This is a genomic window from Ancylobacter vacuolatus (genome assembly GCF_030813595.1).
Classification (GTDB): Bacteria; Pseudomonadota; Alphaproteobacteria; order Rhizobiales; family Xanthobacteraceae; genus Ancylobacter; species Ancylobacter vacuolatus.
The window spans coordinates 344,062-370,778 of the sequence record NZ_JAUSUH010000002.1 but is presented as its reverse complement, the minus strand read 5'-3'; the positions used below and the strand labels follow the sequence as shown (position 1 = coordinate 370,778).

At 69.0% G+C, this 26,717-nt stretch carries 18 protein-coding genes and 1 pseudogene; 7 read left to right on the top strand and 12 right to left on the bottom strand.

Features of this window, described 5'->3' with window-relative positions; translation table 11 throughout:
- Positions 1–213: 213 nt before the first annotated feature.
- From J2S76_RS05620 to J2S76_RS05595, 6 genes are all read left to right on the top strand, one after another.
- Entirely contained in the window at positions 214–1,008 is a 795-nt protein-coding gene (locus J2S76_RS05620; RefSeq protein WP_307058327.1) for an isochorismatase family protein, read from the top strand.
- Between the two features lie 151 nt (positions 1,009–1,159).
- Positions 1,160–2,197: a 2,5-dihydroxypyridine 5,6-dioxygenase NicX family protein gene (locus J2S76_RS05615; RefSeq protein ID WP_307058324.1), complete on the top strand. Its 1,038-nt coding sequence runs from the start codon at positions 1,160–1,162 to the stop codon at positions 2,195–2,197.
- A gap of 70 nt (positions 2,198–2,267) precedes the next feature.
- Positions 2,268–2,501: a tautomerase family protein gene (locus J2S76_RS05610; protein WP_307058323.1), complete on the top strand. Its 234-nt coding sequence runs from the start codon at positions 2,268–2,270 to the stop codon at positions 2,499–2,501.
- A 90-nt stretch (positions 2,502–2,591) separates the two neighbouring features.
- Positions 2,592–3,869: a cytochrome P450 gene (locus tag J2S76_RS05605; protein ID WP_307058321.1), complete on the top strand. Its 1,278-nt coding sequence runs from the start codon at positions 2,592–2,594 to the stop codon at positions 3,867–3,869.
- Positions 3,870–3,882: 13 nt separating this feature from the next.
- The gene (locus J2S76_RS05600; protein WP_307058319.1) at positions 3,883–4,890 is read left to right on the top strand and encodes a PDR/VanB family oxidoreductase; all 1,008 of its coding nucleotides are present in this window, start codon (positions 3,883–3,885) and stop codon (positions 4,888–4,890) included.
- A 125-nt stretch (positions 4,891–5,015) separates the two neighbouring features.
- Positions 5,016–5,198, top strand: coding sequence for a hypothetical protein (locus tag J2S76_RS05595; protein ID WP_307058317.1), 183 nt, complete (start codon positions 5,016–5,018; stop codon positions 5,196–5,198).
- On the opposite strand, the gene J2S76_RS05590 is transcribed toward J2S76_RS05595, so the two are convergent.
- The 12 genes and pseudogenes from J2S76_RS05590 to J2S76_RS05535 all read right to left on the bottom strand — a co-directional run bounded on the left by J2S76_RS05590 (position 5,195) and on the right by J2S76_RS05535 (position 25,677).
- A complete protein-coding gene (locus J2S76_RS05590) occupies positions 5,195–5,416 on the bottom strand; it encodes a S26 family signal peptidase (RefSeq protein WP_307058315.1) in 222 nt (73 codons plus the stop codon). The genes J2S76_RS05595 and J2S76_RS05590 overlap by 4 nt on opposite strands.
- The gene (locus J2S76_RS05585; RefSeq protein ID WP_307058313.1) at positions 5,353–5,820 is read right to left on the bottom strand and encodes a DUF2840 domain-containing protein; all 468 of its coding nucleotides are present in this window, start codon (positions 5,818–5,820) and stop codon (positions 5,353–5,355) included. Before J2S76_RS05585 ends, J2S76_RS05590 begins: the two co-directional genes overlap by 64 nt.
- A complete protein-coding gene (locus tag J2S76_RS05580; RefSeq protein ID WP_307058311.1) occupies positions 5,817–6,068 on the bottom strand; it encodes a ribbon-helix-helix protein in 252 nt (83 codons plus the stop codon). The genes J2S76_RS05585 and J2S76_RS05580 overlap by 4 nt, the downstream gene beginning before the upstream one ends.
- A pseudogene (locus tag J2S76_RS05575) lies at positions 6,065–6,394 on the bottom strand (ParA family partition ATPase); the annotation flags it as partial. The pseudogene J2S76_RS05575 and the gene J2S76_RS05580, both read right to left, overlap by 4 nt.
- 413 nt (positions 6,395–6,807) lie before the next feature.
- Positions 6,808–7,599: a 4'-phosphopantetheinyl transferase superfamily protein gene (locus tag J2S76_RS05570; RefSeq protein WP_307058309.1), complete on the bottom strand. Its 792-nt coding sequence runs from the start codon at positions 7,597–7,599 to the stop codon at positions 6,808–6,810.
- A gap of 1 nt (position 7,600) precedes the next feature.
- Positions 7,601–10,675, bottom strand: a complete 3,075-nt coding sequence (locus J2S76_RS05565; protein ID WP_307058307.1) for an efflux RND transporter permease subunit — start codon at positions 10,673–10,675, stop codon at positions 7,601–7,603.
- A gap of 11 nt (positions 10,676–10,686) precedes the next feature.
- On the bottom strand, positions 10,687–11,799 hold the full coding sequence (locus tag J2S76_RS05560; RefSeq protein WP_307058305.1) for an efflux RND transporter periplasmic adaptor subunit: 1,113 nt from the start codon (positions 11,797–11,799) through the stop codon (positions 10,687–10,689).
- Complete coding sequence (locus J2S76_RS05555) at positions 11,796–13,457, bottom strand: efflux transporter outer membrane subunit (protein WP_307058303.1); 1,662 nt, start codon at positions 13,455–13,457, stop codon at positions 11,796–11,798. Before J2S76_RS05555 ends, J2S76_RS05560 begins: the two co-directional genes overlap by 4 nt.
- Positions 13,458–13,466: 9 nt before the next feature.
- Positions 13,467–20,429 (bottom strand): non-ribosomal peptide synthetase, encoded by a 6,963-nt coding sequence (locus J2S76_RS05550; protein WP_307058301.1) that lies wholly within the window; start codon positions 20,427–20,429, stop codon positions 13,467–13,469.
- Positions 20,430–20,457: 28 nt separating this feature from the next.
- Positions 20,458–23,682, bottom strand: coding sequence for a non-ribosomal peptide synthetase (locus tag J2S76_RS05545; RefSeq protein ID WP_370874707.1), 3,225 nt, complete (start codon positions 23,680–23,682; stop codon positions 20,458–20,460).
- A gap of 165 nt (positions 23,683–23,847) precedes the next feature.
- On the bottom strand, positions 23,848–24,165 hold the full coding sequence (locus J2S76_RS05540) for an antibiotic biosynthesis monooxygenase family protein (protein ID WP_198291162.1): 318 nt from the start codon (positions 24,163–24,165) through the stop codon (positions 23,848–23,850).
- Positions 24,166–24,810: 645 nt separating this feature from the next.
- Complete coding sequence (locus J2S76_RS05535; protein WP_307058296.1) at positions 24,811–25,677, bottom strand: phytanoyl-CoA dioxygenase family protein; 867 nt, start codon at positions 25,675–25,677, stop codon at positions 24,811–24,813.
- A gap of 164 nt (positions 25,678–25,841) precedes the next feature.
- On the opposite strand from J2S76_RS05535, the gene J2S76_RS05530 reads away from it, so the two are divergent.
- Positions 25,842–26,711, top strand: coding sequence for a thioesterase II family protein (locus J2S76_RS05530; RefSeq protein ID WP_307058294.1), 870 nt, complete (start codon positions 25,842–25,844; stop codon positions 26,709–26,711).
- Positions 26,712–26,717: the final 6 nt, after the last annotated feature.

Below are 26,717 nucleotides of genomic sequence, written 5' to 3'. Positions count from 1 at the left end.
GTCGACACGCGCTCGTTCATCCGCGCTTGACACGAGTAAATTTATATAAATAATGTACGTAATAGCCGGAGGGTTGGCAACAGGGAAAGGCACTCTTTTTCGCCGGTTTGTGCCCCTGCCGATCGCCCCGACCACAGCGCGTTCCCGCGGTGCCGACGGCGCCGCAGCCTGATGCCGAAGCCCTCGTCCCCCATCAGTCGAGAGAGAAACCAGATGTCCGAGAAGCCCGACGTGCCCCCGATCTGGGACGCCTTTCTGACGCCCCGGGACAAGCAGGTCTTCGCCGCCTCGGGCTATGGCGCGCGCGGTGGCTTCGGCAAGCGGCCCGCACTTCTGATCATCGATGTCAATTACGGCTTCGTCGGCGACAAGCCCGAGCCGATTCTGGAATCGGTGAAGCGTTGGATGAATTCCTGTGGCGAGGATGGCTGGGAGGCTGTCGCCGCCATCAAGAAGCTGCTGGTGGCCGCGCGCGCCAAGGCCATTCCGGTTATCTACACCTCAGGGCTCCGCCGGGGCGACGCCTGGGACCAAGGTGCGTGGGCGTACAAGAACAGCCGGGTGAACAAGGACTATCTCGGCAAGTCCCCGGCGACGCTTCGCAGCAACATCATCGTCCCGGACATCGCGCCGGAACCGCAGGACCTGATCATCGGCAAGCAGAAACCCAGCGCGTTCCACGGCACGCCGCTGCTCGACTATCTCGTGCATCTGGGCTGCGACAGCGTGCTGGTGACGGGCACGACGACATCGGGCTGCGTGCGCGCGACGGCGGTGGACGCCTTCAGCTACAATTACCGCGTCTCGGTGATTGCCGATGGCTGCGCCGACCGTTCGCAGGCCTCGCACGCCATCAATCTGTGCGACATGAACGCGAAATACGCCGATGTCGTCTACAGCCCCGAGGTGATCGACTACATCGCCACCCTTCCGGACGGGCTTTTCAATCTCCCGCAAGGCGATCCCAACGCAGCGCGCATTTTCGCCCGGGACAAGGCGGCGGAATAGACCGAGCCAGGCTGGCGGTCTCTCCCGAGCGCCAGCTGCGGAGAACCGGCGGTGGGCGCGTCCGAGCCAACGCTCCCCCCGCCGCCGGTGCCTCGGCACGGAAGCGCAGGCCAAAACGACCCCGAGGGCGACGCCAGGGAAAAGGGACATCATGTCGGTCGACAAAGATATGTTTGACCTGTTCCGCAAGGAACTGGAACTGTGCAAGGTCAAGGCCGGCGAGCGGATCGGCATTCTCTCCGAAGACTGCATCCGGCGCGACTACGCGCTCGCCTTCGCCGCCGCCGCCGAGGATCTCGGTGCCGACACGCTGCATGTGAATATCCGCAAGCGGCCGGGGAGCTTCTTCGGCCCGGGCAATTCGCTGTGCGGTCAGCAGGCGGCGATCGACGCGCTGAAGACCATGGACATGGTCATCGACCTTGTCGGACTGCTGTGGTCGAAGGAGCAGGACCAGATCACCGAGGCCGGCCCGCGCATGCTTCTGGTGCTCGAACCGATGGCCGTGCTGTCCCGCCTGCTCGCCTCGCCGGACTCACGCCGGCGGGTGACTGCGGCGCACGAACTCATTTCGCAGGCCCGCGAATTGCGGGTCACCTCGCAGGGCGGGACGGATGTCACCTACAAGATCGGCACGCTGAAGACGGTCAGCCAGTATGGCTACACCGACGAACCCGGCCGATGGGATGCCTGGGCGGGCGCCTTTGTGTGGACTGGGGGCGACGAGGATGGCGTGGACGGTACGGTGGTGATCGATGCCGGCGATCTGCTGCTCGATCCGATCATGCGCTACGTCTCCGAGCCGATCGTCCTCACCATCCGCAAGGGCTACATCACCGAAATCGCCGGCGGTGGCGCCGAAGGCGCGCTCATGCGCGACTTCATGAAGGGCTTCAACGACCCCAAGGCCTATGCGGTCTCGCATATCGGCTGGGGGCTGGATGCGAATGCCCAGTGGACCTTCCTCGCCACCCATCCGGCCGCCTCCGAGAGCCTGGGCGTGGACGGGCGCTGTTTCTACGGCAACGTGCTGTTCTCGACCGGTCCAAACACCGAACTCGGCGGCACCAATGACACGATGTGCCACCTCGATATCCCGCTGAAGAACTGTTCGCTGTTCCTCGATGGCCGCCAGATCCTGCGGGAGGGGGAAATCCTTCCCGAGGAGATGCGCGTGCCGGGGATATAGCCGGCTGCGCTCTTCTTGCGCGCGCCGGCCGGCGGCGCGTGACCGCTGCCAATGTCAAGGGAGTTCGCGCATGCCGCTCGTCCAAGTGCAGCACCTCGCCGGGGCCTTCACCCGCGAGCAACAGACCGCGCTCATCGGCGACATCACCGAGGCCTTTGTGCGCGTCGCCGGCGAGGGCATCCGCGCCAATGTGCTGGTGACGGTGAGCGAGATAGCGAGTGGTCTCTGGGCCACCGGCGGTCAGCCGCTCACCATCGAGGAGGTGGAGCGACGCCGCGCCGCGCGGGCCGCCGCTGCCCCCTAGCAGCGGACCGGCCCGGGCGCCGAAATTGACACCGAACCGGCGTGAGGCTCACGGCCCCTGCCGCATGGAAGCCAAGAACGGGACACCGCCATGTCGACTGATGCCACTGCGTTTCCGGTGCTCGAAGATTTCGACCCCTTCAGCCAGGAGTTCCTGAGCAACCCGGTGCCCACGATAAAGCGGGCGCAGCAGGAGTGCCCGGTCTTCTACTACCCGCCGCTGCGCATGTGGGTCGTCACCAAATATGACGACATCTGCCGTGCCGCTCGCGACTTCGAGACCTTCTCCTCCAAGGCGACGGCCTATGTGCCTCCTCCAGACGATCTGCGCGCCAATATTCCCGAGGACTTCATCGCCGATCACTTCATTTCGCTTGACCCTCCCGAGCACACGAGCGACCGCACGGCGGTGGCCCGGCAGTTCCTGCCGCGCGAGCTTCAGAAGCAGGAGCCGGTCATCCGGGCCATCGCCAATCGTCTCATCGACGGCTTCATCGCCAAGGGTTCCTGCGATTTCATGCAGGAATTCTGCTACCCTCTCTCGCTCAACGTCATCATCAATCTTCTGGGCGTACCGCCCGAACGCGCCGACGACTACCGCATCTGGACGGAAGACCTGTTCTCGGTGCTGACGCCCAAGACCAAGGACGCCGTCACCAAGCCGATGAGCGAAGAGGAGCGGCGCGAGCGGTGGACGCGGCTCGCCGCCAGCCAGGCCTTCTTCGAGGAGTTCGTCGCCGAGCGCGCCCGCTGCCCGATGGGCGATCTGACCAGCCAGATCCTTGAGGTGAAGGACAAGGCGACGGGCGAGCAGGCGATGCCGATCCCGCGCATCGTGCGCAAGATTCACGAGTTGGTGGCGGCAGGCAACGATACCACCGCCAATCTGATGGGCCTGATGCTCATCTACCTGACCGCCCACGCGGCCGAGCGAGCGCAGGTGAGCGCCGACCCCGCGCTCCTGTCGAATGTCGTGGAGGAGACATTGAGGTTGCGCGGCACCTCACCCGGCTTGTTCCGCATCACCACCCGCGCGGTCGAACTGGGCGGTGCCCACATTCCCGAGGGAGCGCTGGTGTGGCTACTGTTCATCGGCGGCGGCGTCGATGAGAGCCATTTCCCTGATTCCGAGAAATGGGACATCCATCGTCCCAACCGCGACAAGCATCTGGCCTTCGGCCATGGCCGCCACGCCTGCCTCGGCAATCCGCTGGCGCGGCTTGAGGCGCGCGTGGCCTTCGAGGAACTGCTGCGGCGCATTCCCGACATCCGCGTGACGCCGGGACAGACGGTGGAATACCTGCCGGTCATGACCGTCACGACCATCAACCATCTGCGGGCCGAGTGGACCGTCGCCGCAGCCGGCTGAAAGGACGCGCGACATGTCAAATTCGGCCGGTTCGACTGAGGTGCGATCCCCAGTCGCGGGTGACGCGACGCAGAGGCTGATTGTCGAGCGCGTCATCCACGCCGCGCCGGAGGTCGTGATTCTGGAACTGGCGGACGCGGCGGGTGGCAATCTGCCGCCCTGGCAACCCGGAGCGCATATCGACCTCAAGCTGCCCTCCGGCAAGGTCCGGCAGTATTCGCTCTGCGGTGACCCGGAAAACCGTCGGCGCTACCGTGTCGCGGTGTTGCGCGAGGCGGCCGGTCGCGGCGGATCGGAGGAAATCCATGCGGTGGCCGCTCCCGGCCTTATGTTGCCCGTGCTGGGTCCGCGCAACCATTTCCCGCTGGTGGAGGCGCCGGACTTTCTCTTCCTCGCGGGTGGGATCGGGATCACCCCCCTGCTGCCGATGATCCGGCATGTCGGCCGGGCGGGTCACCCCTGGCGCCTCGTCTATGGCGGGCGCCGGCGGGAGGCCATGGCATTCCTCGACGAGGTCGCGGCATGTGAAGGCGGCGAGGTGCAGGTGGTGGCCCAGGACGAAAGCGGCCATCCGGATATTGGCGGCCTGATCGCTGCTCTGGGGCCCGACACGGTCGTCTATGGTTGCGGTCCCGGCCCCATGCTGGCGGCGCTCGAGGCGGCCGCGGACCGGCAGGGCTGCACGTGGCGGCTCCACATCGAGCGCTTTTCTGCTGCGGGAGAGGCTGTGGCCCCGTCCACCGAGGCCGGTGACGTTCCATTCGAGGTCGAGCTGCGCCAGTCCGGGCTGGTGCTGCAGGTTCCGGCCGATCGCACACTGGGCAGTGTTCTGGAAGAGGCGGGCGTGCCGGTGCCGTTCTCCTGCCAGGAGGGCTATTGCGGCAGCTGCGAGACACGGGTGCTCGACGGTGTTCCCGATCATCGCGACACGATTCTCACCGATGACGAAAAGGCGGCCGTAACAGCCATGTTCGTCTGTGTCGGGCGGGCCCGCACGCCGCGCCTGGTGCTTGATCTGTAGTCGGCCGTCCTAGGCCAGCCACGAATTGACCTGTGGTGCCGGGTTAGGGATTTTGAATGGGCAACGGCAGGGGGACACGCCCAGGAAGCGGCTGTCTGAGCTGACTTAGTTTCCTAGATGCGGAGATGAACGGCGTCTATACTCTCCCCCAAGCCGGGAAGGCGAGCATCGCGATCACGACGCGACTCGCGCGCGAGATACCGAAGCCCAAGGACTGGCAGGCATTCCAGCGAAACTGCGTTCTGCTGTTCCGTGCCGCGCTGAACGACCCTCACGCGCAGGAATATGGCCGCGCCGGGCAGAATTAGGACGGCATCGACGTCCTCGCCCGACGAGATGGATGGGACGACCACTTCGTCGGGGTGCCGTGTCGGCTCATAACTAAGCCGATCAAAGAAATTAAAATTCTTTCCGATGCCCACGAATACCGTCCGTCGAGACTGTCGCCGACGTCCGGGTTCATCAGGAACAGATGACCGGGAGCAATACGCCGGCACCCCTGCCAGACCGGCCGGTCCCGGCCCAAGCTATCGCGCCGAAGGGCTTTACCCAGCTGGCGTCGATGTGCTGAAGGATTTTCTCGACCTTCGGCCAGCCATCCACCCACAGCAGGATTTTACCGACGGGACGCCTGAAGGGCAGCGTCTGGTAGCCTTCGCCCGGCGCCACGCAGCGCACGATATCAAGGCGGGAGGCGACGGTGCCGAAGTCGTTCGACGCCCACCGGACAAAGGCGAAGATGCAACCGGGATGGAAAGACAGGATGCGCCGGCGGCGATCCAGAAGCTGCTCATGCGCGTGATGGCCGAAGCGGATCCAGTTCTCGATGCGCTTCTCGATATGGGTCAGCTCGACATGGGTCAGGGCATCGGACGGGGGACTGGACGCTGATGCCGTGGTGGCCGCACGGGGCGCAAACGCCGCGCTCATGGCAGATCTCCGGATTGGGGAGGGAATTCGCGCGCGAGGAGGTCGCGCAGCATCTCGGCGACGGTGACGTCGCGCCGGAAGGCGGCGACCTTGATCCGCCCGCGCAGGTCGGGCGTCACATCGATGGTGAGCCGCGCAGTGAACGCGACGCCGGGGCGTTGCTCCGTCGCGACATCCGCCGCCTTGATCCAGTGCTCGGGATCGGCAGGTCGGGAGGCGAAGTCACGGCGGATCGGGCGTTCGCTCATGGCGCGGCCCTCCCGATGTCGAGACCATTGATCTCGGCGGCGAGCGTGGCGATCTCGCGCGTGGCCGGCCCGGCATCGTCGCGCTCAAAGACGAGACGTCCGGATTGCGCGGCCGCCGCAAAGGTGACGCGCTGACCTATGGTGCTGGCGAGTACCGGAGGATCGTGGTCGGCCAGCGTCCGCGCGGTCTCGCGGGCGAGAACGGTGCGCGCGCCGCAGCGGTTGAGGACGAACCGGACCAACATTTCCGGGCGGTAGATCCGCGCCTCGCGGATCAGCGCCAGCATCTCGGCCGATGCCCAGCCGTCAAAGGAACTCGCGGATATCGTAGCGAACAGTTCTCGGGCACCTTGCCAAGGTTGGGGTTGTGGGTTCGAATCCCATCGCCCGCTCCAAATTTTCCCAATAAATGTGATAGTTGGTAAGCGCCCCTTCGGGGCGTTTTCTGCTTCGATGTGCCGTCGCCCAGCCTGGGCGGAGCCGTGCTCCCGGAAGAGAATATCCGCATGCCATGGCGTGGTGTTCGGAGAGAGCCTCAGCGGCGACGTCTGCCAGGATGCGACGCCGGCCTACCACACCGCGCCCGTGGCGGTTGGCGAGGCCTATCCGGCGCTTCTGACGTGGTTGCAGCGCTTGGTGGACCGCCTCGGTCGTCGCCGCGCTCCTGCGAACAACCCGGCCCCTTGCGCCACCTCCATTCCCGCGAAAGACCGCGCCAGCGAAGGCCGGGATCAAACGCCTATCTCTGGCCGAGCGAGGCCAGCCAGTCGTGCAGCCGCAGAGGCGAGGCGCCACCCTCGCCGCCCTCCCATTGCGCCATGTGCGGGTGCACCACCGCCAGGGCGAAGGGGGCGGCGGCGAAGGCGATGCCCTCATACTGGGCGAAATTCTCGAAACGGGCCCGAACCCCGCCGGGCAGGGGCGCGAGGCTCGTCACTTCCAACAGGCCAAACGGCACGGTCAGCCCGCAGCGCAGCGCCTTGGAGAGCGCTTCCTTCAGGCACCACAGCAGCAGCAGCCGCTGGGGTTCGTCAAAGGCCAGGGCGGCGTGCGCCCGTTCCCGCTCCCGAGCCGTGGTCTGCTCGCTCAGCGCACCGAGATGCTCAGGCGCGGCGCGCTCGAGGTCCACCCCCATCGGGCAGGATTCGGGGTGCGCCACGGCAAGCGCCGCCCCGCCGGCATGGGCCAGCGTGACCTGCAGATTGGCCCGGCCCGTCAGCGTGGCGACGGGCTGCTCGAACAGGCCCGGCAGGATGCAGATGTCGCGGGCGGCAATGCCGGGCGCCAGCAGGCCGAGGGCGTTCTTCGCCGCCCATCGCCCGGCGAGGAGCGACTGGCGCCGGGCGGGGGCGAGCCGCTCGGTCAGCAGGGCCTCCTCCTCGGGGGCGAGCCAGTTCGCCGCCGCCGCCTCCAGCGCCTCCAGCGGTGCCGACACCAGCGACATGGCGCAGGCGAGAGTGCGGCCGCCGGCCTGGAGGGCGAAGGCGGCCTCGCGCGCGAAGACCGGAGAGGCGGCGCCGGGGCCGGTCATGTCACGCCGTCGCCGCCGGGGGCACCGTCGTCGCCGGCACGGCCTCGTCGCGATGGCTCAGCAGCAGGTAGAAGGCGGGCACCACGAACAGGGTGAACAGCGTGCCGATGGACAGGCCGGAGGCGATGACCAGACCCATATTGTAGCGCGAATTGGCGCCCGCCCCGGTGGCGATGATGAGGGGGGTCACGCCCAGCACCATCGCCGCCGTGGTCATCAGGATCGGCCGCAGGCGGATGGTCGCCGCCTCGATGACCGCCTCGCGCTTGGCGAGCCCCTGCTTGCGCAGCGTGTTGGCCACTTCCACCATCAGGATGCCGTGCTTGCTCACCAGCCCCATGAGCGTGACCAGGCCCACCTGGGTGTAGATGTTGATAGTGGCGCCGCCAATGCCGAGCCAGATGAAGACCAGCGCGCCGGCCAGCGACATCGGCACCGAGACCAGGATGACGAGTGGATCGCGGAAGCTGTTGAACAGCGCCGCCAGCACCAGGAAGATGATGACCAGCGCCAGCGCGAAAGTGGTGACGAAGCCGTTCGATTCCTGCTCCAACTGGCGCGAGGAACCGGCGAAATCGTAGCTGTAGCCCGAGGGCAGCGAGCGGGCGGCGATGGCCTCCAGCTCCGCCAGCGCCTCGCCATCGGACACGCCGGGCATGGCGATGCCGGAGATCGTCGAGGAATTGAGCTGCTGGAAATGGTTGAGCGACTGCGGGACGGTCTTCATCTCGATCCAGGCGATGGTGGACAGCGGGACCGAGGTGCCGTCCGAGGCTTTGATGTAATAGTTCAGCAACTGGTCGGTGTTGAGCCGGTGCTGCTGCTTCACCTGCGGGATGACCTTGTAGGACTTGCCGCCGAGATCGAAATAATTGGCGTAGTTGCCGCCCAGCATGGTGGCCATGGCGGCGCCGACATCGCTCATGTTCAGACCCAGCGACGAGACCTTGTCGCGGTCGAAATGGATGGCGGCGTGCGGCTGGTCGATCTTCATGTCGCTGTCGAGAAAGATGAACTTGCCGCTCTTCATCGCCTCGGCGAGGAAGTTCTGCGAGGCCTCGTAGAGCCGCTCATAGGTGTCGTTGGACTTCAGCACGAACTGGATCGGCAGGCCGCTGCTGCCGGGCAGGGGCGGCAGCTGGAAGGCGGCGACGCGCACGCCGGCGATCTTGTTGAACTCCTGCTGGATCAGCGGGGCGAGCGCCAGTGCCGAGACGCTGCGCTCGTCCCACGGCTTGAGCACCCAGCCGCCGATGACCTGCCCGGGCATGTCGATCTGGAAGACGAGGTCGGTCTCCGGCCGCTTGTCGAGAATGGCGTAGATCTGCTGCACGTAGAATTCGCGCTGCTCCAGCGTGGCGTTCGGTGCCGCGCTCATCATGGTCAGGATCACCCCCTCATCCTCCGGCGGCGCCAGCTGCGAGGTGGAGTTGGAATAGAGCCAGTAGATGCTCGACAGCACCAGCGCGCCGAAGAGAATGGTGAGCGGCAGCACGTGCAGCGAGGCGGAGAGCGCGGCGCGGTAGACCCGGGTGACGGCCTTCATGGCGCCGTCGATGGTGCGGACCATGCGCGCCTCCACCGTGCGGGCGGAGGGGTCGTAGGGCGCCAGCAGATAGGCGCAGCTCATCGGCGACAGGGTGAGCGCGATGACCGCCGACACCATCACCGCCGCCACCAGGGTGAAGGCGAATTCGGTGAACAGCGAGCCGGTGAGGCCGCCCTGGAAGCCCACCGGCACATAGACCGCGATCAGCACCGCGGTCATGGCGATGATCGGCCCGGCCAGCTCCCGCGCCGCGGCGATGGCGGCGTCCACCGGCTTGAGGCCCTGCTCCATGTGGCGGTTCACCCCTTCCACCACGATGATGGCATCGTCGACCACCAGGCCGATCGCAAGCACCAAAGCGAGCAGGGTGAGCAGGTTGATGGAGAAGCCGAAGGCCAGCATCAGCGCGAAGCTGCCGATCAGCGAGAGGGGAATGGCGACGATGGGAATGAACACCGAGCGCCAGGAGCCGAGGAACACGAAGACCACGAGGGTGACGATCAGCGCCGCCTCGAACAGCGAGCTGACCACTTCGTGGATCGAGGTGTTGACGAAGTTGGTGGCGTCGTAGAGCACCGTGCCCGACAGCCCGGTCGGCAGGTCGGCGAAGATGGTCGGCAGCATGTCCCGCACGCCGGCGACGACGTTCAGCAGATTGGCGGAGGGCGCCACCTGGATGCCGATATAGACGGCGGACTTGCCGTCGAAACTGGTGCGCGAATCATAGTCGTCGCTGCCCAGCGTGACATTCGCCACGTCCTTCAGGCGGATCACCGCGCCATCGACATTCTTGATGATGAGCTCGCGGAACTCCTCCACCGAATGCAGATTGGTGGCGGCGGAGAGCTTCACCTGGATCAGCCTGCCCTTGGTGGTGCCGACGCCGGCGATGTAGTCGTTGGTCTCCAGCGCGGTCGCCACATCGGTGGCGGTGAGGCCGAGCGAGGCCAGCTTGTCCGGGTCGAGCCAGGCGCGCAGGGCGAAGTTCTTGCCGCCGAGGATTTCCGCCACCTGCACGCCGGCCACCGCCTGCAGCTTGGGCTGCACCACGCGGGCGACATAGTCCGTCACCTCGTTCTCGGCCAGCACCGTGCTGGAGAAAGCGATGTACATCGCATCGATGGTGGAGCCGGTTTTCAGTGCGAGGATCGGCTGCTGGGTGCCGTTCGGCAGCTGGTTCAGCACCGAGCTCACCTTGGTGCTGATCTCGGTGAGGGCGTCGCCGGTATTGTAGTTCAGCCGCAGGTTGACGGTGATCGAGCTGACCCCGGTCTGGCTGGACGAGGTCATGTAGTCGATGCCGTTGGCCTGGGCGATCACGTTCTCCAGCGGCGAGGTGATGAAGCCGGCGATGATGTCGGAATCGGCGCCGGCATAGGTGGTGGTCACCGTCACCACGCCGTTCTGCATAGCCGGATATTGCAGGATCGGCAGCGCGAACATGGCGCGCACGCCGATCACCAGGATCAGCGCGCTGACCACCAGCGAGAGCACCGGGCGGCGGACGAAGATGTCGGTGATGGGCATGGCCGCTCCTGTCAGTCCGACACGTTCGGATCAAGCTCGACCTTGGGAATGTGGCTGTTGTCGACCACGGCGGGAGTGCCGTTGCGCAGCTTGATCTGGCCGGCCACCACCACCGTCTCGCCCTCGCTCAGCCCGGAGGTGACAGCGATGAAGTCGCCGCGCGCCTGTCCCAGCTTGACGAAGGTCTCGCGCGCCACCAGCCCCTTGCCGTCGGGGGTCTTCTCCAGCACGAACACGGTCGAGCCATAGGGATTGGCGACAATGGCGGTCTGCGGCAGGGTGACGAAACGCTCGGCAGCGCCGACGTCGAGCGCGACCTTGGCGAACATGCCCGGCACCAGCTTGCCGTCCGGGTTCTTCAGCGTCGCCCGCACCTTGACGTTGCGGCTGCCGCTTTCGACCTTCGCATTGATGGCGCTCACCGTGCCGGGAAAGGACTGGCCGGGATACGCATCCACGGTCACCTTCACCGGCTCGCCCACCTTCAACTGCCCGAAGAACTTCTGCGGCACGAAGAAATCGGCGAAGAGCGGATCGAGCGCCTGCAGGGTGACGATGGCGGTGCCGGCGCTCAGATACTGGCCGAGATCGACATTGCGGATGCCCAGCCGTCCGGTGAAGGGCGCCTTGAGCGCGTAGTAGGAGACCAGTGCCTCCTGCTGCTTCACCAGCGCCTGCGAGTTTTTCAGATTGGCCTCGTCGGTATCGACCGTGGCTTGGCTCACCGCCTTGATCTTGAGCTGCTCGGTGTCGCGCTTCAGGATGATGGCGTTGAGTTCGGCGGTGGCCTTGAGCGAGGCGAGCTTGGCGACCTGGTCTTCGGCGACCAGCTGCAGCAGCGGCGTGCCGGCCTGCACCGTCTGACCGGACTCGAAGGCGAGCGATTCCACGATGCCGGAGACCTGGAGCGAGAGATCGGCCCCCTCCGAGGCCCGCAGATCACCCACCAGTTCCATGGTCGGCTGCCATGTCTGCATCTGCGCCGGCTGCGCCGCCACGGTCTGGGCCGGGGCGCCGCCATGGGCCGGGGCGCCTGCCGGGGCCATGCGCTCCTTCACGACATAGAAGGCCCCGCCGGCAAGGGCAGCGACGGCCAGCCACAAGATGACACGCGGTTTGCTCACCGGGATTTCTCCTTGGCAGTGCCGGGCTCGGGCGTGGGCGGCAGGTCGGGCAGGCCGGGCCGGGTCGCGGCGAGGGCGGGCCCGTCCGGTCCTTCGAAATAGCCGCCATTGCGAATGGCGGCATCGCTGGTTTCGTCGACACGGTTCCACCACCCACCGCCCAGCGCCTGGAACAGCGCCACCGTATCGCTGTAGCGCGTGGCCTGGGCCTGGATGCGGGCGATGACGGCGTTCTGATAGGCCTGCTGCGCCTCGATGACGATGGCGTAGCCGATGGCGCCGACCTTGAACTGTTCCTGCGCCATCTTTAGGCTGTCCAGCGCCGATTGTTCCGCCAGCGCCTGCGCACGCAGGGTGCCGGCGTCGTACTGCACGGCCCGCAGCGCGTCCGCCACATTCTGGAAGGCAGTGAGCACCGTGCTCTGGTAGAGCGCATAGTCCTGTTCGAAGGTGGCGACGCTGGCTTCCTTGGTGCGGTAGAGCTGGGCGCCGTCCATCAGCGTCTGCGCGATGCTGGCGGCGGCGGTCCAGGCGAGGCCCTGCGGCGTGAACAGCTGGCCGACGGTCAGCGCCTGGGAACTCACCGAGGGGGTGAGGGTGAACTGCGGCAGCAGGTTCGCCGTGTTGACGCCCACCGTCGCCGCCGCCTGGTGCAGCGTCGCCTCGGCCAGGCGGATGTCGGGGCGCTGGCGCACGAGCTGCGAGGGCAGGCTCACCGGCAGCTTGCGCGGCAGGCGCAGGCTTCTCAGATCCACGCTCTCGCCGCGATCCTCGCTGGGCAGGCGGCCGAGATAGGCCATGAGTTGGTTGCGGCCCTGGGCCAGCTGCTTCTGCAGCGGTGGCAGGGTCGCCTGGGTCTGCGCCAGAGTCGTCTGCTGCGCCAGCACGTCGGCCTGCGAAACCGCCCCCACCTCGAACTGGCGCTGGACGCGGCGCAGCTGGTCGGTTTCCGCCGTGACGATCGCCTGGGTGGCGGCGATCTGCGCGCGCAGCGAGGCATCGGTGATGGCCGAGGTGACGACATTGGCGGTGAGGGAGAGATAGGTCGCCTCCATCTCGAACCGCTGGTACTGCGCCTGCGCCTCGGCGGATTCCACCTGCCGGCGAATGCCGCCAAACACATCGAGCGTGTAGGAGACGTTCACCGTCGTCTCGTAGAGATTGTAGAGCGTCGGACTGCCCGTCGTCCCGCCGGAAGCGGCGGTGATCTGTTCGCGCGTAGCCGTGACGTTGCCACTCACCTGCGGCACGAACTGGCCGCGCACCTGCAGCGTCGTCTCCCGCGCCGCGCGCAGGGCATATTGCGCCGCCCGCACATCCGGGTGGTTGCGCACGGCCTCCTCGACGAAGGCGTTGATCTGCGGCGAGTTGAACTCCCGCCACCATTGCCCGCCCACATCGAGTGCTTCCACGAAATTCTGCTGTGCGCCGCCAACGACATCGGTTGCCATGGCCGGCCGCAGCCGGGCCTCGACGGTGTAGCCGCTCACGGCAGGCGCTGGCGGGGCCTGGAAATTCGGCCCCACCATGCAGCCCGCCAGCAGCAGCGGGGTGGCACCGGCGCAGAGCCGCCGCGCCAGCGCCACGGCGGCAGCCGGCCGCGCATGGCGGGGACCATGTTGCTGTGTCTGTCGCGTGCGAATCGGGGGGGCGCCCATGGCGTCATTCTACCTGCGCGCCGGGCAAGGCAGGTCGAGAAAAGCAGCGATGGCCGCCGCTGTCTGCACGGCCCCCTCATCTGAGAGCATCGACACATGGTCGCCGGCAACCGTCTCCACGCCGAGGAGTCGATCATTGAGGCGCGACCAGCCCATGTCGGGCGTTGCGAGGATCGCCCGGTCGGCCTCGCTTAGGTCGCCCTGGTGTAGGCTGGCGGCCCGCACCAGGCACAGCGGCAGGTCGCGCGGCGCCCCCACAGCGGGGGCATAGGCGAGAAATGCCTCATAGAGAGCGCGGCTGGCGCGATAGGCGCGGCCAAGCCAGGCGACATCGGATTCCGCGGCGATCAGCCCGGCGTCGCGCATCCGCGCCCAGGCGAGGGCGAAGCGGGCCTCCTCGTCGAGCGGCAGCAGCTCGTCCATGCCGAGATCGAGCGGGGTGCCATGGTGGCGGGCGCGCACATCGGCCATCCGCAGCAGCCAGTGCGCCTGCGCGCGTTCCGGGTCGGGTGGCAGGACGGAGTGGCTGCCGAGCGGGGCGGGGGTGTCGATGATGACGAGCCGCTCGGGCGGGGTGCCGCGCGCGCTCAGCTGGCAGGCCATTTCATAGGCGACGATGCCGCCGAAGGAATAGCCGCCGAGCAAGCGCGGGGCCGGCACTCCCCGGCGGGCCAGCGCGGCAAGGTTTGCCTCCGCCAGCGCCGCGACGCTTGCGGGCGGCTGCTGTCCCGGTTCCAGCCCTGGCGCCTGAACCGCCCAGAAGGCGGTCTGGGGCGGGAAGGCGCGGGCGAGATCGAGGAATGCGCTGACATCGCCGGCGATGGGATGGACGCAGACGAAGGGTTCGCCGTTCCCGCCGGTGAGCGGCACCACCGCGTCCCATACCGGTTCCGAGGTGCCTGCACGCGCCAGGGCGCGGGCCAGCGCGGCGGCGCTGCGATGCTCGATCAGCGCCGTGACCGGCACCGGACGGCGAAGGCGCTCGGACAGGCGGGCGGCCACTGTCGCCAGGCCGAGCGAGGTCAGCCCGGCATCGAGCACATCCTCCGTGAGGCCGAGCTGACGACCGAGAATGGCCGAGAGCACGTCGAGCGCCGCCGCCTCGGTGGCGTTGGCGTGGACGGACGCGGGCGCCAGCACCTCCGCCGCCGCCGGCGCGCTGCGCTCCACCGCGCGGGCAACCGGGGCGGCGACGGGGAGCGGCACCATGGCGACGGTTTGTTCGATAGCGCCGGGAAGGGCGGCAAAAAGCGCGGCGAACTCCGTGATCATCGCCTCGCCGAGAGCTTCGGCGGTGCCGTCCGTGTCCGGCAGCACCAGCGACAGGCCGACGCGCTCGCCCGGCACAACCACGCCGGTGAGGCTGTAGGCCGATTTCAGCGCATTGTGCACGCTCTCCACCCGCAGCCCGCCGGCGCCGGTCCAGGCGTCGGAGCCCGCAGGCATGTTCTCCACCACCAGCAGTGTGTCGAACAGGCAGGAGGCGCGGTCGCCAAGGCCGGCGGCCTCCGCCACCTCCATCAGCGACAGCTGTGCCTGCGACTGCAGGGCGGCGATCTGGCGCTGCATCTCCTGCGCGAGGGCGAGCACCGCGCTACCGGGCGCGAAGCGCAGCCGCACCGGCAGATTGTTGATGAACAGGCCGACCATCTGCTCGACGCCGGGCACCTGTGGCGGCCGGCCGGAAACGGTGGTGCAGAAGACCGTGTCGTCGACACCGCGCCGCGCGCCCGTCCAAAGCCCCCAGGCCAGATGCGCCAGAGCGGCGATGGTGAGGCCGCGTCGGCGCGAGAGATCGCTCAGCGCCTTGCTCTGCGCCACTGAGAGCTGGCGGCGGACGGTGACATAGGCCGCCGCGCCGGTGCCGGCCGCCAGCAGCGCCGGCTGGGCCGGTGCACCGGCGAGAAGCGGGACGAAGGCGGCGCGCAGGCCGGCCCGCTCGATTGTGGTGGTCCAGGCGATGAAATCGCGAAACCGGGCGGGCGGCGGCAGCGCCGGCGAGATGCCGCGCCGGAAGGCCTCATAGGCGGCGCGGGCCTCTCGCTCCAGCTGGGCGAGGCACCAGCCATCCGCCAGCATGTGGTGGAAGCTGGCGATGAGATAGGCCTCGCTCGCGCTCACCCGAATAAGGATCAGCCGGGCGAGCGGACCGGCCTCCAGATCGAAGCCCTCGGCACGGTCCTGCGCCAGGCGCTGGTCCAGCCGCTCGGCGCTGAAGCCCGGCCAGGTTTCCAGCTCCACCGGCGGGCGGGCGTTGCGTCCAACCAGCTGTAGCGGGCGCTCCAGCCCGCGCCAGCGGAACACCGTGCGTAGCACCGGGTGGCGCTCGAACACCAGCGTCCACGCCTTGCGCAGCGCGGCCGTGTCGAGCGTGCCGGTGAAGCGCATGCAGCTCTGCTCGAAATTCACCGCCGACCCCTGCCGGCTCAGCGAATGCAGCAGCATCGCCTCCTGCATGGGTGAGAGCGGGTAGATGTCCTCGATGTCGCCAGCGCTTCCGGCCACCTCGTCCAGCGTCGCCGCATCAAGGCCGGCGAGCGGGAAGTCGCCCGGGGTGAGCAGAGGCCCCGCCTGTTGCGGCGCCCACTGCGCGATGGCGCCCAGCGCCTGCGCGATTGCCTCCAGCCGCGCCTGCGCCGCCGGGGCGGGCGCGGCCTGCGACCAGCAGAGCGCGAGGCGTCCGCCCGTCACCCGCACGGTCAGGCTGGCGCGGACAGAGGCCGGGACGTTCGGCGCGTGAGGGTGCAGGCGGATCGCCGGGTCCTGCGCCGGCGCCGGCAGCAAAGCGAGGCCGATCGTGGGCGGGGCGAGGCGAAAGGCCGAGCGCACGGCGCTGAAGGCGAGGCCGAGCGGTTCGGCGCGCTGACGGGCCGACTTAGCCTCGCGCAACCGCAGATCGAGCGCGCGGCAAGCCCCGTTTCCCGGCGCGCAGGCCTGCAGTGGCAGGAGCGTATCGAGATTGGCGACGAGGCCGGCGGCTTCCGGCGCCCCGTCGGGCAGGGTGCGGCGGCCGTCCACCAGCTCGATGGCGGGCGTGCCACCCAGCGCCTCGCCGAGGGCGACGAGAACAGCGTCCAGCAGCGACACCCCGAGCCGGCCCGGCAGGTCCTCCAGCAGCACGCGTGACGTGCCGGCGTCCAGCAGCCGCTGCGCGGCGGCAAAGGTGGCGGCAGTGGCGGCGAAGCCATCCGGTGGGGCCTCAGCCTGTGCGGCCTCGCAGGCGATCGCCGCTTCGCGCACATGCGGGCTCGTGGCATGGCTGGCGAGCCAGGCGAGCCATTGCGAGAAACTGAGCGAGGGGGCCGGCTGCCGGGCGCTGTCAGGGCCGGCCGCCAACGCGGCCTCCAGCTCGGTGGCGAGCAGCAGCAAAGCGCGGTCGTCGGCCACCGCCTCGTGCAGCGCCAGCACAACGGTGGATCCGGCCCCAGAGGGCGCCTCCTGCTTCACCAGCGTCGCAGCGATGGTCACGCCCGCCGCGAGATCGATGCCGCGCGCCAGCCGGGCGTCGTGGTCGGCGATCCAGCTATCGAGATCGTCCAGCGCGCCGGCGGCCACATCGACAAAGCGCACCGGGACTGTGGGCAGGAAATCCGAGACGGCTAGAGAGCGCCCGCTTGCATCCTCCACCCGAATGAGGCGCAGCGCGTCGTGCCGCTCAGCGAGGCGCTGGATGGCATAGCCGAGATCCACCGCCGAAACCGTCGCGGCGACCGTGACGCTGACGAAGCGGCAGGGATTACGGGGATCGCAGGCGGCGGCGATCAGCTCCGCCCCATGGCGGGCGCCGTGGCCCTGCGCCTGCACCGCCCGCTTGCGGCGGAGCGCGATGGCGGCGAGGCCCTCGATGGTCGGCTGATCGAAAACATCCTTCAGCTCGATGTCGAGCCCGGCTTCAAAAGCCCGCGCCACCAAACGGATAGTGAGGATGGAATCGCCGCCGACATGGAAGAAATTGTCCTGAATCCCCACCAGCGGTCGGCTTCCGGCACCGCTGCCGAGCAGATCGCCCCAGATGCGGGCCAATATCCTCTCTTCGGGCGTGCGCGGTTCCAGCGGCGGCTCGGCCGGGGTGTCGACCAGTTCCATCGGCGGCAGGGCGCGGGCGTCGATCTTGCCGTTGGCGTTCAGCGGCAGCCTGTCGAGCACCATGAAGGCGTGCGGCAGCATCTGCCGGGGCAGGCGCGCCTCCAGATGCGCGCGCAGCTCCCCCTGGGTCAGCGTCAGGCCCGGCTTTGGGGCGACATAGGCGAGCAGGTCGCGCTCGCCGCTTGGCCGGCGGGGGGCGAGCACCGCCGCGCCGCCGACCGCCGGGTGCAGCGCCAGCATCGCCTCGATTTCGCCGAGCTCGATGCGGAAGCCGCGGACCTTCACCTGCTTGTCGGCGCGGCCGAGAAAGACGATGTTGCCATCCGCGCGCCAGCGGCCGAGGTCGCCGGTGCGGTACATGCGCGCCTCGGGCGCGCCGGCGAATGGGTCGGGGCGGAAGCGCTCAGCGGTCAGTGCGGCATCGCCGGCATAGAAGAGCGCGAGGCCGTCGCCGCCCAGCCAGATCTCGCCCACCAGGCCCGGCGGCAGCGGCCGGCCCGTGGGGTCCAGCACATAGGCGGTGCTGTTGGATATGGGCGTGCCGATCGGGATGCTCAGTTCGTCTTCGGCGAGGCCGGCAATGTCGAACAGCGTGCTGAAAGTGGTGTTCTCGGTCGGGCCATAGCCATTGAGCAGCACCAGCCCCTGGTCGCGGCCCGCCGCCAGCACCGCCCTCGCCGCCACCGGATTGACCACGTCGCCGCCGGTTACAACCACGCGCGGGCCGGCGAAGGCGGCAGGGTCGAGCGCGGCGATCTGCTGGAACAGGCCAGCCGTGACCCAGAGCAGCGACACGCGCGCCTCGGCGAGGAACAGGCGCAGCGCGCGTGGGTCCATCACCACGGTGCGGTCGACCGGCAGCAGCGTGCCGCCATTGAGCAGGGGCAGCCAGATTTCAAGCGTCGAGGCATCGAAGGCGGGGTTGGAATAGACGGCGGCGCGCAGCCCCGGCGCTGCCAGCCGGCGTGACCGTGCCAGCCGCACAATGGCGCGGTGCGGCACGCACACGCCCTTGGGGACGCCGGTAGAGCCGGAGGTGAACATCACATAGGCCGGGCTCTGCGCGCTCACGACGCATCCCGGGTGCGGCGCGGCGGTGTCCGCCTCGGCCCTCAGCTGCGTCCAGTCCAGCGTGGCGCAGCCGGATGTGGCCTGCGCGGGATCGAGTACCACGGCGTGCCGGGCGCCGGCGATGTGGGCGCGCTGGTCGCGCTGCTCGGCGGGAAAGGTCGGGTCAACAGGTGCATGGGCGGCGCCGAGCGTCAGTACCGCCAGCTGCGCCTCGATGAGGGCCGCCGAGACGGGCAGGGCGAGTATGGCGACGTCGCCCTGGCCCAGCCCATGGGCGGCAAGGACCGTCGCCAGACGGCGCACCCGCGCGGCGAGCGCGCCATAGCTCAGCGCGACGCCGTTCTCCTCGATGGCAGGTGCGTGGGGATGACGCTCGGCCTCGCGGAAGAACAGATCGATGGCGCTCGCCTCGCGCTCATAGGCAAGGCTGGTGGCGTTGAAGCGCGCCACTAGCACCGCGCCGTCTGCCGGCGCCAGCAGTGGAACCTCCAGCACCGCCTGGTCCGGCTGCGCGGCCAGCGCCTGGGCGAGACAGCCGAAGCCATTGAGCACCGCCTCGATGGTCTGGGCTTCGAACAGGCTGGCATCGTAGCGGCACCACAGGCGCAGCCCGTCTTCGCCGTTCGCATAGACCACGGACAGATCGGCCTTCGCCTCCTGTTCGAGCTGCTCGGGCAGTCGCTCGAACATTGTGCCGTCGCAGGCGGTGAGCGGGGCGGAAGCTGGCTCCGCCGTGCCGAACAGTACCTGTAGGAAGGGCGCCGCCTCGCCGCGCCGCTCGACCCCGCTCGCCTCGACGATGCGCTCGAAGGGCAGCTCGCGATGCGCCATGGCGCCGCGCAGCGCGTCGCGCAGCTGCGCCACCAGCGCGGGAAAGCGGGTGTCGTCGGTCAGCACGGCGCGAATCGGCAGCGTGTCCACCAGCAGGCCGATCACCTCGGCCAGTTCCGGCCGGTCGCGCCGCGCGGCGGGAATGGTGACGACGAGATCGTCGAGCCCGCTCCAGCGCCGCAGCACCGCGAACATGAGGGCGAGGTAGAGGCTGAACTCGCTGGTTCCCTCCTGGCGGGCCAGTGCCGTTAGGCGGGCGGCGACATCGCCCGGCACCTCAAGCTCGGCCTGGGCCGAGGGGGCAGCGTGCAGGCTGCCCGGCCGCCGGTCATAGGGCAGGTCGAGCCGCGCGGGGGCGCCCTGCAGCGCCGCGCGCCATGTGGCCATGGCGGCCTCCAGCACCGGCCCACCGGCGCCGAAACATTCCTGCTCCCAGTCGGCGACATCGGGAAACTGCAGCGGCAGCGCCGGGTGAGGCGCCCCGCCGGCGCCGAGCGCCTCGTCATAGCCCGCTTTCAATTCGTCGAGGAACAGGTCGAGCGAGGCACCATCGCAGATGATGTGATGGAACACCGCCACCAGCGCCGCCCCGTCATCGCCGGCGCGCAGCAGCAGGAAGCGGGCGAGCGGACCGGCCGAGAGGTCGAAAGGCTCGTCCACCAGCGCCTGCGCCCGTGCGGCCATCCTCGCTGCGAAGGCCGGGCTGGCGAAGGGCAGTTCCGTGGCCTCCACTGTCAGGGGAAGCGCGATCTCATCGGCCACTGCCTGCACCAGGGCGCCATCCACCAGAGGAAAGGCGGCGCGCAGGCTATCATGGCGCCGGACCAGCGCGGCGAGCGCGCCGCGCAGCGCGGCCTCATCGACGCGCCCCGAGAGCCGCACGAGAATCGGCATGGCGAACAGGGTGCGCCCCGGCCGCAGCAGCTCCGCCAACCGGATCTGTCGCTGGCCGAAGGAAAGGCCGGCAATGTAGCCGCTCGCCATCAGCGGTCTCCCGGCAGAGGGGGGAGTGTCACGAGGGCAGCTCCACCCGCGCGCGCTGGCGCCCGGCGAGGGCGGGGCCGGGCTCCGGACGGTTCGCCGCCGCCGCCAGTCGCGCGGCCAGCGCCGCCAGCTGCGGCGCCTCGAACAGGTCGGCGAGGGTTGCCGCCGGCGCCAGTTCGCGGCGCACCCGCGCGATCATCTGCATGGCAAGGAGCGACGTGCCGGCGAGGGCGAAGAAATGGTCATGCCGCCCGATCCGGACCCCACCCAGCGCCTCGCTCCACAGGGCGGCCAGCGCGGTCTCGAAGGTGCCCTCCGGCGCGGCGTCGACGGTCTCTGTGAAGGGGGCGGGCGGAAGGGCGGCCAGATCCACCTTGCCATTGGCGGTGCGCGGCAGGCGGGAATGGCGCAGGAAGGTGTGCGGGATCATGTAAGCGGGCAGCCGGGCGGCAAGAAGCTGGCGTAGCGCGGCATCGTCGGGCGTGGCAGGGCCGGCACCGATATGCGCGACGAGGCGGGCGGGCCGCCCGTCGGTCTCGTCCACCACCACGGCCACGTCGAGTATGCCGGGCAGTGCCTGCAGCGCCGCCTCGACCTCGCCGGGCTCAACCCTATAGCCGGCAATCTTCACCTGCCGGTCGCGGCGACCATGGAAGAACAGCCGCCCGTCAAAGCCAAGCGAGACCCGGTCGCCCGTGCGATAGGCCACGACGGCCGGGGTCGCTCCCGTGCCACCGAGCGGCGTGCGCAAGGCGACCCCCGGCTCCGCGCCGATATAGGCCCGGGCGACGGCAGGACCGGACACCACCAGTTCGCCGATGGTGCCGAAGGGGCAGGGCCGGCCCTCGGCATCCAGCACATGCAGCCTTGTGCCGGGAATGGGGTGGCCGATGGCGACGCTGGCGCCTGTCGTCTCCGGCCGGCAGCGTTCGACGCAGACCCACACAGTCGCCTCGGTCGGGCCGTATTCGTTGCACAGCACGGCGTTCGGGGCGCGGGCGGCATGGGCCGCGACAAGGGCCGGCGGGCAGGGCTCGGCCGCCACCTTGGCGAGGCGCAGGCCGGGCAGGCCCTGCGGGCCGGCGGCTTCCAGCAGCAACGCCCAGAGCGAGGGGGTCAGGCAGACATGGGTGACGGCGTTGTCGCGGATGAGCGCCAGCAGCCGGTCGACGTCGCGCGCCTGCGTGGCATCGGGCAAGACCAGCGTGCCGCCCTCGCAGAGGGTGCAGAACAGCCCGGTCACCGATCCGTCGAAGAACAGCGGGAAGGTCAGCAGGAAGCGGCCGATCGGCAGATCGGCATTCTCCGCCGCGCTGGCCGCGACATGGGTGCGAAGATTGTCATGGCCGACGCTCACGCCCTTCGGCCGCCCGGTGGAGCCGGAGGTGAAGATGACATAGGCCTCGTCTACCGCCGCCGGCCGCGTCAGCGCGTCGAGATCGGCCGGTTCCGGCGTGATGTCCTCCACTGCGAGCGTCGCAAGGGCGGGGAAGGCGTCGGCGAGGGCGCGGCGGGTGACGAGCGCGGCGACGCCGGCGCTGGCGAGTATCATCGCCCGTCGCTCGGCCGGCGCCTCGGGGTCGAGCGGGACATAGGAGGCACCGGCGCAGAGGATGCCGAGAATGGCGGCGACCGCTTCCGGCCCGTGTTCCAGCATCACCGCGACCCGGGCGCCGGGCCTCACCCCGGCTCCGGCAAGCCGTGCCGCGATCGCGGCGGCGCGCGCGCCGAGGTCACCATAGGTCCAGACGCCGCCGGTAGCGATCAGCGCCGGCGCTTCCGGTCGGGCCCGCATCTGCGCCAGGATGAGGTCGAGGGCCGTGCCTGCGGGCGCGGGCAGAGGCTGCCCGGTCAGGGCCGCCTCAATGTCCCGGCGCATGGCGTCCGGCATCACGTCCAGCGTGTTGGCGGGGGCATCGAGATGGGCGGGAAGGCGCTCCAGCGCCGTGGCGAGCATGTCGAGAAGCTGGCGCGCCTGCGTCAGCGCAACATGCTGCTGATCGACCATCAGTCGCAGCTCGAATGCCTCGCCGATCTCCACCATCAAATTGAGCGGCATGTCCGGCAGGGTCACGTCGCCGCTGGCGAGGATCTCCAGCCCGGCGGCGCGGAAGGCGGCGGCAAGCGCAAGCGGATAGGTCTGCACCGCGATCAGGCTGCGCAGCGGCAGCGCGTCGCTCGGCAGGCCGAGCAGGTCCCGCATGGTGTCGAGCCCGAGCGGGCCGGCCTCGCGGCCGGCGGCCCGGGCGTTCTGCAGCTCGGCCAGCCAGTGCCGCAGGGGCCTGGCGTCGCGGCGCACGCGGCTGGGGAGCACGCCGATCTGCGGCCCCACCATGTGGCTCGAGCGATCGCCCAGAAGTTCCGGTGGGCGCACCGTCTCGACGCAGCCCATCACGAGGTCGTCGGTGCCCTCAGTGCGGGCCAGCACCAGCGCCCAGGCACCTTCGACCAGGGTGCTGAGGGTTAGCCGCTCGGACCGCGCGAGAGCGCCAAGCCGGTCGGCAAGGGCGGGGGCAAGAATGTGGCACGCCTCGCCGATATGCGGGGCATGAACGGTGGAACTGCGCACCGCCGAGTCCGGGCTGTGGCCGGCCAGTGCCGCGCCCCAATGCGCCCGCGCGGCGTCAACGTCCCGGCCCTGCCACCATTCCACATAGCGGCGGAAGGAGAGGGCGGGCGGCACCGTGCCGCCGCGATACAGGGTCAGAACCTCGTCCAGAATCTCACCCAGCGACCAGCCATCGACCGCGAGGTGATGGCGCGTCCACACCAGCAGGTGGCGCGGCGCCGGACCTTCGGGGGCCAGGGTGACGAGGCGCACCCGCATCAGCGGCGGGCGGCGCAGGTCGAACGGGTGGGCCCGGTCCTCTTCCAGCAGCGCGTCGAGGGCGGCGCGCCAGTTATCACGGGCGCTCCAGTCGAGGCGCTCGACCTCGAAGGCGGGCGCGGCCACCACCACCTGGGCCGGCACGCCCTTGAGCTCCCAGTGGAAGCCGGAGCGCAGCGCGCTGTGGCGCTGGACGACGGCGGCCCAGGCGGCGGCGAAACTCTCGGCATCGAGAGGGCCGGCCAGCGCGGCCCACCACTGGCCCATGAAGAGAGGCTGGTCAGGATAACTTACGCATCGCACCAGCATTGAGCGCTGAAGATCAGTCAGGCCATAGATGTCTTCGATCGGACCTCGGGCCACATCACAACCTTTTGAAGAAAAGTGCAGTCCACGGGCTCGTCCAGCGTGTAACCGCCGCGGCATCTGCTTGTCGGCGTTCATTCCGTGTGCCGTCGAAAGACCGCCGGGCAAGGGTGCGCCGAGCCGTGCTGCCAAGCACGAAATAATTCTGGATCTACAATCTGGGCTTGTAACGCCGGCCCCTGCGGCGCGGGGAGTCGGCGGCGGCCTTGGCCGCCGCCGAAAGTATCAGAGGCTTTCGATGTAGAAGCCTTCGCCCTTGATGTCGCCGTCGCAAAGCTTCTGCAGCTTCTCGACGATCCCGCCACCGTCCTTGGCGCGAGGATTGGCGGCCATCTTGTCGAAAGCAGCTTCGCTCTCCCACACAGTCGCGATGCCGTACATCGACGGGTCCTTCTTGGACTTCATAAGTCCAAAGCCGACCAGGCCTTCGATGACATCGCCCGGCTTCTTGCCGTCGTTGGGGAGCATTTCCTTCTCGAGAAGCGCGCGCGCATCCTGCTCGCTACCCGCCTTAACGTGACAACGAGAGATCGTCATAAACATACTTGCCACAGGATCTTCTCCAGCCAGAGTTGCGAATGATGGCATACAGCGGGGCTCGCGAACCGGCAACTGTCTATTTTTGTTCCCTTCTCAGTATTTTCTCGCAAGCCGTTCAATAAGGTTCTAGCAATTCATGAATGCTCCACATGGCCAGAGTATCATGACTAGCTCAGTCGACTTTGAGTTCGGCCCCGTTTGCACGTCAACCCCCGCGTGCGGCGCCTGCGCTGGAAGTGTCGCGACACTGGCGGTGGAGGCCTGCATGGGGCGGTGGAGCGCGCCCGTCGCCGCCCTGGGCACCGGGCCGGCATCGACGATAATGGGCACCCGCTGATGTATTCCGTAGAGGAAGAAAGCCGCCATCTGGGCCGGGGCGTGGACAAGACTCGCGCCGTCCCGGGGCGGAACGGCGCCGGCGGCACAACGGGGCGCGACGCCCGGACGGGTGCGTCGCGCGCTCCCGTGCGGCGTCCGGCGAGGGCGGGTGACGGTCGCGGCGCCGCAGGGCGGCGGTCGGCTCTCGCGAGCCGGCTAGGCGCCTATCCGGCCGTGCCCATGGAGGGCCGGCCCGCCCTCCCGGTCCGGGCGGGCGCGGCACGGTTCTGGTGTGGCGACCTCGGGCCAGCGCGCCGGCCGCGTGGTCCCTCAGGCGAGGGGCGAGAGAACCGGGAACAGATTTCCGCGAATGGGCGCGCCGACGGCGAGATCCACCTCGAAGCCCTCGGCCACCAGCCGGTCGACCACGGTGCGGCCATGCGGCGCCAGCACCGCCGTCTCGTCGACCCAGCGCGTCACCATGCGGCGCGTGTCGTGGTCGAGCGTGTTGCCCGGCGAGCCGTGCAGCGTGCGGGCGTGGAAGACGAGGCAGTCGCCCGGCTCCATGTCCCAGCTCAGAATGTCGTACTCGGCGCGGTGGCCCTGGATGTCGGGAACGCGGGAGAAGGTGTCGCTGGCGGAAATGTCGAATTCGCCGTGGTAGCGGGCATAGAATTCCTCCACCGCCGGCAGCGCCTCCTGTTCGCCCTCGAAGAAGTTCGCCGGCATGAACAGCTTGTTCCAGCGGTGCGAGCCGCGCACGAATTCAAGCGCAGCTTCGCGCGGGATCGGGTCGAGCGCGACCCAGATGGAGCAGAACGGGCCAAGCACGACATTGTCGTGGTGCCAGGGCGTGCGGGCCTGAGTGCCGGGGCTCTTGTAGAACCAGGTGTCCTGCAGCAGCCGCACGGTGGGGGTACGCAGGCAGCGGGCGGCGATGGCGGCGGACGGCGATTCCAGCGCGAAGGTTTCAAGTTCCGAAATGTGCCGACGCGACCAGATGTCGGAGTAGAAGGCGCCCTTGTCATTGGGCGAGAAGCTCTGGAACAGGGCGCCGGGGCTTTCGATGTTGCGCCTGATGCCCTCCGCGGCGAGATCGACCCATTCCGGTCCGAAGGCGCCCTTCAGGCAGATGGCGCCGTCGCGGTCGAGGGTCTCGATCATGGCCTCGTCGATGGGGGAAGTGTCGTTCGGCATGAATCCTCCTGGACATGTGTGCGGCTAGGCCGTTTTCCCCGGGTGCTCTCCCTTGGAAGAACGCGGGCCGTGCGAGGGGCACGGCGTGCGACGGGGCGGTCACGTGGCGCCGCCGGCCCACGGTGGGGCACATTGGCGGGCGCTGTCCATTGGCGAATTTTGGCATGAATTCGATCCTGTCGACTGTCCGGGCCGAGCCCGAAGCCGTGTCGCCCGCCCTGCTGCGCTGGGTGCGTCGGCCAGCGGGCGCGCCGGCGGTCCTCTGTTTTCCCCATGCCGGTGGCAGCGTCCTGTCCTGCCTCGGCCTCGCTGCCGCCCTGCCAGATCATCTCGCCATCGCCACGGTGGCGCTGCCGGGACATGCGCCCGATGTGCCGGGAGCGCCGATGGCCGATGCCCGCCTTCTGGCGGCCCGGCTGGCGGGTGAGATCGTCAGCACCCTTGGCGCCGAACTCGCGCCGCGGGGGGCGGGGCTAACCCTGCTGGGCAACAGCTTTGGTGCGCTGCTCGCCTTCGAGACGGCGCTGGCGCTGGAGCGGGCCGACGCCGCCTACGCGCCCCGGCTGCATCTTGTCGTCTCCGGCTTCCGCGCGCCGAGCCGCCCGCCCTTTGAGGCGCCGCTGCACCTTCTCCCGCGCGCCGTGCTGCTGGCCGAGCTGCGCGAGTGCTTCGGCGCTGTCGGGCCAGATCTCGGCGACCTGCTCGGCCCGCGCGAGGAGGCGGCCCTACGGGCCGATCTCGAAGCCTGCGAGACCTATCGGCTGGGTGACGCGCCGGCGCTGCGCTGCGCGGTTTCCGTCATCCGCCTCACTGCCGACTCCTCGGTGTCCGCCGAGGAATGCGAGGCCTGGCGCGAGGTGTGCGCCGGGCCTGTCCGAAACCGTGCGCTCGACGCCGGCCATTTTCCCTGGAGCGGCGCCACCGCCGCCTTTGCCCGCCTTGTTGGCGAACTGGTCGCGTCCGCGCGCCCGGTCGCCGCCGTCCCGGCGCTCGCCGGGCGGTCCGCCCTTTCCCAGCCCGCACGCCAATCATAAAGAGCC

Excerpts from the sequence above, each read along its gene's own strand:
- J2S76_RS05620 (WP_307058327.1), top strand. The coding sequence starts at position 214 with ATGTCCGAGAAGCCCGACGTGCCCCCGATCTGGGACGCCTTTCTGACG.
- J2S76_RS05615 (WP_307058324.1), top strand. The coding sequence starts at position 1,160 with ATGTCGGTCGACAAAGATATGTTTGACCTGTTCCGCAAGGAACTGGAA.
- J2S76_RS05610 (WP_307058323.1), top strand. The coding sequence starts at position 2,268 with ATGCCGCTCGTCCAAGTGCAGCACCTCGCCGGGGCCTTCACCCGCGAG.
- J2S76_RS05605 (WP_307058321.1), top strand. The coding sequence starts at position 2,592 with ATGTCGACTGATGCCACTGCGTTTCCGGTGCTCGAAGATTTCGACCCC.
- J2S76_RS05600 (WP_307058319.1), top strand. The coding sequence starts at position 3,883 with ATGTCAAATTCGGCCGGTTCGACTGAGGTGCGATCCCCAGTCGCGGGT.
- J2S76_RS05595 (WP_307058317.1), top strand. The coding sequence starts at position 5,016 with ATGAACGGCGTCTATACTCTCCCCCAAGCCGGGAAGGCGAGCATCGCG.
- J2S76_RS05585 (WP_307058313.1), bottom strand. The coding sequence starts at position 5,820 with ATGAGCGCGGCGTTTGCGCCCCGTGCGGCCACCACGGCATCAGCGTCC.
- J2S76_RS05580 (WP_307058311.1), bottom strand. The coding sequence starts at position 6,068 with ATGAGCGAACGCCCGATCCGCCGTGACTTCGCCTCCCGACCTGCCGAT.
- J2S76_RS05570 (WP_307058309.1), bottom strand. The coding sequence starts at position 7,599 with ATGACCGGCCCCGGCGCCGCCTCTCCGGTCTTCGCGCGCGAGGCCGCC.
- J2S76_RS05565 (WP_307058307.1), bottom strand. The coding sequence starts at position 10,675 with ATGCCCATCACCGACATCTTCGTCCGCCGCCCGGTGCTCTCGCTGGTG.
- J2S76_RS05555 (WP_307058303.1), bottom strand. The coding sequence starts at position 13,457 with ATGGGCGCCCCCCCGATTCGCACGCGACAGACACAGCAACATGGTCCC.
- J2S76_RS05550 (WP_307058301.1), bottom strand. The coding sequence starts at position 20,429 with ATGGCGAGCGGCTACATTGCCGGCCTTTCCTTCGGCCAGCGACAGATC.
- J2S76_RS05545 (WP_370874707.1), bottom strand. The coding sequence starts at position 23,682 with ATGCCGCGGCGGTTACACGCTGGACGAGCCCGTGGACTGCACTTTTCT.
- J2S76_RS05540 (WP_198291162.1), bottom strand. The coding sequence starts at position 24,165 with ATGTTTATGACGATCTCTCGTTGTCACGTTAAGGCGGGTAGCGAGCAG.
- J2S76_RS05535 (WP_307058296.1), bottom strand. The coding sequence starts at position 25,677 with ATGCCGAACGACACTTCCCCCATCGACGAGGCCATGATCGAGACCCTC.
- J2S76_RS05530 (WP_307058294.1), top strand. The coding sequence starts at position 25,842 with ATGAATTCGATCCTGTCGACTGTCCGGGCCGAGCCCGAAGCCGTGTCG.